The organism is Synechococcus sp. R6-7, from assembly GCF_047461695.1.
Taxonomy (GTDB): Bacteria; Cyanobacteriota; Cyanobacteriia; order Thermostichales; family Thermostichaceae; genus Thermostichus.
In genome coordinates, this window is record NZ_JANSHS010000082.1 from 1 (window position 1) to 5948 (window position 5948).

A 5948-nucleotide genomic window follows, 5' to 3' on the forward strand; every position below is an offset into this window, starting at 1 on the left:
AGGACGGGGCTTGCCGCGCCTTTTGGTCAGTCGGTGTTTTCGTTGCTCACAAAGGCCGACCCATTGGCCTGGGGTTCGGGCGATTCCAGCGCGTATTTGAGCGCATGCCAGGCCAGGTTGGCGCATTTGATGCGCACTGGAAATTGGGCTACCCCTTTCATGGCGTTCAAAGCCCGTTGCTCCCGCGGGAACTCTTCGCCACCGCGCATCATGGCTTGGAAGCGCTCCACCAACTGCAGAGCTTCGGGGATGGTGCGCCCCCGCACCGCATCCGCCATGAGATCGGCAGAAGCCAGGGCAATGGCACAGCCTGCCCCCTCGAATTTGATATCGACAATCCGCTCCTGGCTGGGATCCAGTTGTAAGGTGAGGTCGATGGTGTCGCCACAGGAGGGGTTATGGCCACGTTGGTGGCGGTGGACGGGATCCACTCTGCCGAAGTTGTGGGGCTTTTTGTACCGCTCCAGAATGACTTGCTGATAGAGTCCGCGCAGGTTATCTAGAGGCATTGTTGCTCCTGGTTGGTCGCTGCTCTGGCCGGTCGGCAAAAGTCGATCCGCTCATAGCCCATTGCCGCCGGGAATAGCCATAGTTCTCAGATATTCAGGATTTGGGAAGCGAGCCCGACCTGGCCCATCTGGTTTTGATCTTAACCCCGTTCTTGGTAGAGCTTGAGTCAGTAGAAAAATTCCTGCCAGCGCAGGGGCTTAAGTTTGCGCATGTACAGCCAATCAAAAAAGTTCTTCAGCACCGTGGCTGAATAGCCGCGCCAGACCAGCCTGCCTTTCTCGGCAACGGCAACGCGGTTCCCCACCGTTACACAAACAAAAACCGTGGCCTGCGGTCGGTAGGGGATCAGAGGTTGGCCGCGGATGAGCCGCAGCAGGTTTTGGGCTGCAATTGGCCCCTGGCGCACCGCGTACACGCCGATCTTGGGCAAGAGGCGGGATCCCCAAACAAAGTCAGCGCAGTCCCCCACCGCCAAGATGTGCTCTGAGCCTTGCACCCGCAGGTATTTGTCCACGAGCAGGGCTCCCGTCGGCCCTGTTGGCAAGCCGCAGGTGCTCAACCAGCTCGGCACCTGGAAGCCACCTGCCCACAGGCGGGTCTGAGCTATCAACTCGGTGCCATCCGAGAGCCACACGTGCTCCGGCCCAAAGGCTTTCACCTGACATCCGGCCCAGATTTCCACCCCCAGACGGCGGATTTCCCTTTCCACCGCCCGGCGGAAGGGTTCCGAGAAGCCCTCGACCAGATGGGCCTGGCGATGGATCAAGATCAGCCGGGCTTGAGCCAAGGGGATCCCTGTTTCTGCGCTCATTTCCCGGCAAAGATCGTAGAGTTCCCCCATCAGCTCTGTGCCGGTACAGCCTCCCCCTGCCACCACAAAGGTCAACAGACCCGGCGTCGGATCCCCCTGGGCTGCCCGTTGCCAGCACTGCCGGATCCAAGTTCGGGCGGCCACCAATTGTTCTGCCGGTCGAATGGTAAAGGCATGTTGGATCCCATCGATGGGGCGCAACTCCCGGCCCACATTCACCAACAGATAGTCGTAGGCAAGAGTTTGGATCCCGGCTTCACTCTCCAGGGTCAGGGTTCGAGCTTCGGGTTGGATGTGGGTGACTCGCCCCGGCAAAAACTGGGCGCCGTTGGCTTGAATATGCTCCAGCAAAGGGATCCGCACCAGCTCTAGAGAAAACCGACCGCTCAGCAGCCGTGTGGACATGCCCGAATTGACACTGTAGGGATAGGGGTTGATGGCGATCACCCGTGCCTGCCCTTTGAGCGCCCGCAAGGCGTCGATGGCTCCATAGCCACATCCGGCCAAGATCACAGTGGGCAGGGATCCCCTCATGGCTGGAGCGGGAACCGCTGGGGATCCCCAGCCGCCCATTCCAGGATGGAACCGGAATAGCTTTTGGCCTGCCGGCCCACGTGGGTTAAAACCACCGTGACCCAAGCGGAGCGAACCCCAGCTGTGCAGTAGGCAATGATCTCGGCTTCCGGAGGGATCCCGGCTTTTTGCAGGCGGGCGTGAATTGCAGCGGGCGGCAATAGGGATCCCGCCGCATCCATCAGCTCCTTGTAGTAGAGATGCACAGCGCCGGGGATGTGTCCACCGCGCGCCTCACCATAGGGGGTGGCTCCCTTGTATTCTTGGGCTTCGCGACTGTCGAGGATGGCCACACGGTCGGAGCCAAGGCTGGCCTGCAGAGTGTCCCGGTCGATCTCCCACCGGTCGGTTCGCTGCACCACAAAATCGCCCCGTTGCAGTTCGTCGGCGCTTTGTCGGGCTGTGGTCGGCACTCCCTCATTCACTAGGGCCGGATAGCCCCCGTCCACCATGACCGCCTGGGGATGACCCAAGCTGCGCAACATCCAAACGATCCAGCCATCTTCTCCCCAGCCCCGCAGCGGATCGGCCACCACCACCACCGGACGTCCCTGAAACACGCCAAGGCCCTGCAGCTTTTCGGTGAGAAGGTCATCATCTGCCAACAGCTTGCCGCTGTTGGCAGCCTCTGGTTGAGTAAACTCCGTCCAGTTCACCGGAATTGAACCCTTCAGGATCCCGTCGGCTTGCAATTCCGCACTGCGTGCATCCAGAAGCGTTGCCCCTTGTTGGATGAGCTGGATGGCGGTTGCAGGGCTGACCACCCAACCTGGCGTTGGTGTCATGGGTTGAGAGAACCTTAACTGGAAGATCCTATCCCACCTTACGGGACGAGTAGGCCGGTATGGGCCTCTTCCATCTGTTTGGAGAGAAGCCGTTGCAGGCTCACTCTGGCTTCGGAGAAGTTGGGAGCGATTTCCAAAGCCGAGCGAAAGTGTTCAATGGCCTGCTCCAGCTTGCCTTGGCGGGCAAGGATGGATCCCAGACGATAGTGAGCTGCTCCATAGCTGCCATTGCTGCGAATGGCCCGTCGATAGCTGGCCTCCGCCGAGGTTAGATCCGCCTTGATGCGCGCCACTTCGCCCAGGCCAAAGTGAGCTTCTGGCAACTCTGAATCTCCTTGGAGGGCCTGTTCAAACTGCTGCATAGCCTGCTGCAACTGTTGGGGCTGGATGAACTTGCGCCCAGAGGCATCCCGTTGTTTGGGCCCCAAGTAGGCTAGGCCAGTGGCGGCCATCGCTGCGTGCAGATCGGGGGCCAGCTCCAAAGCCCGCCGGTAGTTCTTCACAGCTTCGCTGTATTGCTCTTGGCTTGCCAACACCAGGCCCAAACCGTAGTAGGCGCGAGCCTGCTGTCTTTTGAACTGACCATTGAAGACCACCTGGCTGAACTCTTGGCTGGCTTGAGCCAGATGGCCTGCATGCACCATTGCCAAACCCAGATCCACCCGCACAGCGGCTGCCAACTCAGGAGCGAGATCCAGGTTGAGAGCAGTTCGGAAGGCTGCGATTGCCGCTTTTAGCTGTCCTTTGCGCATCAGCGCTTGTCCCATCACGGCGTGGCCCAGGCCCAGGCGATCATTCAACTCCAAAGCAGCCCAACAGGAATCGATGGCCTCGTCCCATTGCCCCAGCTTGAGGCGAACTTGAGCAATGCAGAGATGAGCCTCGCTGAAGTGGGGATCCAACCCCAGGGCCTTTTGTTGCTGGGCCAACGCTTCTGCCCAGTTGCCCTTCTCTGCCCAGGCTTGGCCGAGCAGGCTATAGATCTCAGCTTGGGCGGATCCCTGGGTGAGGGGGAATGCTTCGGGTAAGTGGGCCAGAACTTCATCCGGCTGATGCTGGGCCAACCACTGCCGCGCCAGGGCCTTCAGGGTTTCCACCAGGTGGGTGTTGATGCCGCTCAAGTTCGGGTTCAGGCGTTTGGCCTGTTGGTAGTGGCTCAATGCCTCCTGCAGTCGGTTGGTTTTCGCCAACAGATGGGCCAGCTCAACGTGGGCCTCGACATGATTCGGCTGTTGCCGCACAGCCTCCTGAAACCGCTCCACTGCCTCAGGAATTGGATTGGCCTGTAAAAAGGACAGCCCTTCTGTAAAGGGATCCTGGGATCCCTCCCGCTCAAAGGTGTTGATGGCACGCCGGCCTTGCCAACCCAGCCAGCCCCCCCCTGCAGCCAAGATCAACAGCGGGATCCCCAGCCCCAGCGATCTGGCTCGGGCAGGAACATCGGCTTGCCCAAAAGAGCGCACCACCAACCCAGCCCCCAGCAGGAGAGACAAAGCCAGAGCTCCCCCCAAGAAGGGCCTTAGAGCAGGCCTGTGCAACCATTGATCAAGTGTCGGAAAGTTGGCCAGAACGTCGATAGGAGAACTGGGGCGAGCAGTTGTAGGCAGAGGGGTCGGGATCCCGTCTTGGGAAGGGGCGTGAGCAACCGAGGGCTGGCTTAAAGCCGGTTCTGGCCGGCGCTCTTTCTGAGTTTTGGGAACCGGTGCCCCCAGAGTTTTAACTTTGCGAAAATCGGAGTTGTGGTCGGGATCCACAACAGGTTTTTGGGCCTCCAGCACCTTGATCTCAGAAATCTTGGTGCCCGGTAATACAATCTGCGTGGCATCGGCACTGCTTTCCCCAGAGGACAAGTAGAAGACTTTTTTCCACTGCGGCTGTGTTTCCCCCTGAAGCCGACCGTACACCACCAGTTGGCTAACTCCCTGCACAGGCAAGCCCCCCAATTGGCTGGCAACTCGATGCAACACCATAGAGCGGCTAAACATCCCCTGCCGTGGGAGATCCACCATGAGGTAAAGGACATCTTGCTTCAGGGCCGAACGGGTTGGCAGGGGGGCCAGGGCCTTCTGCAGAGCCTTGATCAGGGTTTCCACGCTGCGAGCAGCAGATGAGCCAGCCATAAAGTTAGAGTTAGCAAAGTTAAGTTAGAGAGTGAAAAAATGGTCTTGTAACAACTCCAATCCAAGAGGGATCCACTTCTCTCGGCAAAAACGAGTACCCCCTCGCCAGAAGTCCAGGCCTCTGACCTCATCTTGCTGCCTCATTGTGCTCAATCTGCCGGAGTCCGTCAATATACTGAAAGAGCCTGTTACAAACGGGGCTGCCGGCCCATTCTGGGACGGAAGAGGTGGGTGTGGTCAGGGCTGTAGAGCCGCGAGCGGGCAGATCTGGAGCTTGACAAGCCTTTCAAGGCAGGGCTGACGAGATAGAGCACTGTGCGTTCTAAGCCGGCTTGCCGGGTGAGGGCGGCCATCTCGGCCAGGGATCCCAGCCAGATCTGTTCGTCCGGCCAACCCAAGCGATAACAAACGGCAACCGGGGTATCGGCGGGGTAGTGAGCCAGCAGATCTGCCTGCGCTTGTTCTACGTGGCGGGCGCTCAGATATAGACACAAAGAGGCGCGGTGGGCTGCCAGACCGGCCAGGGCTTCTGCTTCCGGTACCTGGGTGCGACCGCTGGCGCGGGTGAGGATAATCGTCTGTACCAACTTGGGTATGGTCAACTCCACCTGCAAACGGGCGGCTGCCAATTGAAAGGCGCTTACTCCCGGCACGATCTCAAAAGGGATCCCTGCCTCCGCCAGCCGGATCAGCAGCTCGTGCAGAGCGCCGTAAAGGCAGGGATCCCCATCCTGCAGCCGCACCACCCGCCGCCCCGCCTTGACCCGTTCCACAATTTGCGGCAGCAGCGTTTCCAGCGTGAAGGAGCGGGTGTCAATGGCCTCAACCCCAGGGCGACAATGGGCCAGCACTCCCTCTGGCACCAAAGAACCTGTGTAGAACACTACATCGGCTTCCGCCAGCAGTCTTTGCCCCCGCAGGGTAATCAGCTCCGGATCCCCGGGGCCAGCCCCGACAATGTAGACAGGCCACGACGTCGGTTCGCGCATTTGCTTGCTTCCTACCCCTTCAAGGGCCTCTTTGAAGATCCCTTTTCCAAAGTCTTTTCAAACTGGATTCCAAGGGAACTTATCTGGAGGCTCAAGCATGCAAGATCACGACAGGCACTCGCATCCCATCTTAAGGTACGTTCGGAAAGACTATTATCCC

Annotated in this window: 5 protein-coding genes; all 5 read right to left on the bottom strand. The window is 59.6% G+C overall.

Annotation, left to right across the window (positions count from 1 at the left end):
- Window positions 1-26: 26 nt before the first annotated feature.
- Window positions 27-509, bottom strand: coding sequence for a Fe-S cluster assembly sulfur transfer protein SufU (sufU, locus tag NW815_RS02995; protein ID WP_011434254.1), 483 nt, complete (start codon window positions 507-509; stop codon window positions 27-29).
- A 167-nt stretch (window positions 510-676) separates the two neighbouring features.
- Window positions 677-1855, bottom strand: coding sequence for an NAD(P)/FAD-dependent oxidoreductase (locus NW815_RS03000; RefSeq protein ID WP_414388652.1), 1179 nt, complete (start codon window positions 1853-1855; stop codon window positions 677-679).
- A complete protein-coding gene (locus tag NW815_RS03005; protein WP_414388650.1) occupies window positions 1852-2679 on the bottom strand; it encodes a sulfurtransferase in 828 nt (275 codons plus the stop codon). The genes NW815_RS03000 and NW815_RS03005 overlap by 4 nt, the downstream gene beginning before the upstream one ends.
- 38 nt (window positions 2680-2717) lie before the next feature.
- The gene (locus NW815_RS03010; RefSeq protein WP_414388648.1) at window positions 2718-4799 is read right to left on the bottom strand and encodes a tetratricopeptide repeat protein; all 2082 of its coding nucleotides are present in this window, start codon (window positions 4797-4799) and stop codon (window positions 2718-2720) included.
- Window positions 4800-4987: 188 nt separating this feature from the next.
- Window positions 4988-5788, bottom strand: a complete 801-nt coding sequence (gene cobM / locus NW815_RS03015; protein WP_414388646.1) for a precorrin-4 C(11)-methyltransferase — start codon at window positions 5786-5788, stop codon at window positions 4988-4990.
- Window positions 5789-5948 lie beyond the last annotated feature (160 nt).

Bases quoted from the DNA above. Each gene is read 5' to 3' on its own strand.
- NW815_RS03005 (WP_414388650.1), bottom strand. From the start codon at position 2,679: ATGACACCAACGCCAGGTTGGGTGGTCAGCCCTGCAACCGCCATCCAG.
- cobM (WP_414388646.1), bottom strand. From the start codon at position 5,788: ATGCGCGAACCGACGTCGTGGCCTGTCTACATTGTCGGGGCTGGCCCC.
- NW815_RS03010 (WP_414388648.1), bottom strand. From the start codon at position 4,799: ATGGCTGGCTCATCTGCTGCTCGCAGCGTGGAAACCCTGATCAAGGCT.
- sufU (WP_011434254.1), bottom strand. From the start codon at position 509: ATGCCTCTAGATAACCTGCGCGGACTCTATCAGCAAGTCATTCTGGAG.
- NW815_RS03000 (WP_414388652.1), bottom strand. From the start codon at position 1,855: ATGAGGGGATCCCTGCCCACTGTGATCTTGGCCGGATGTGGCTATGGA.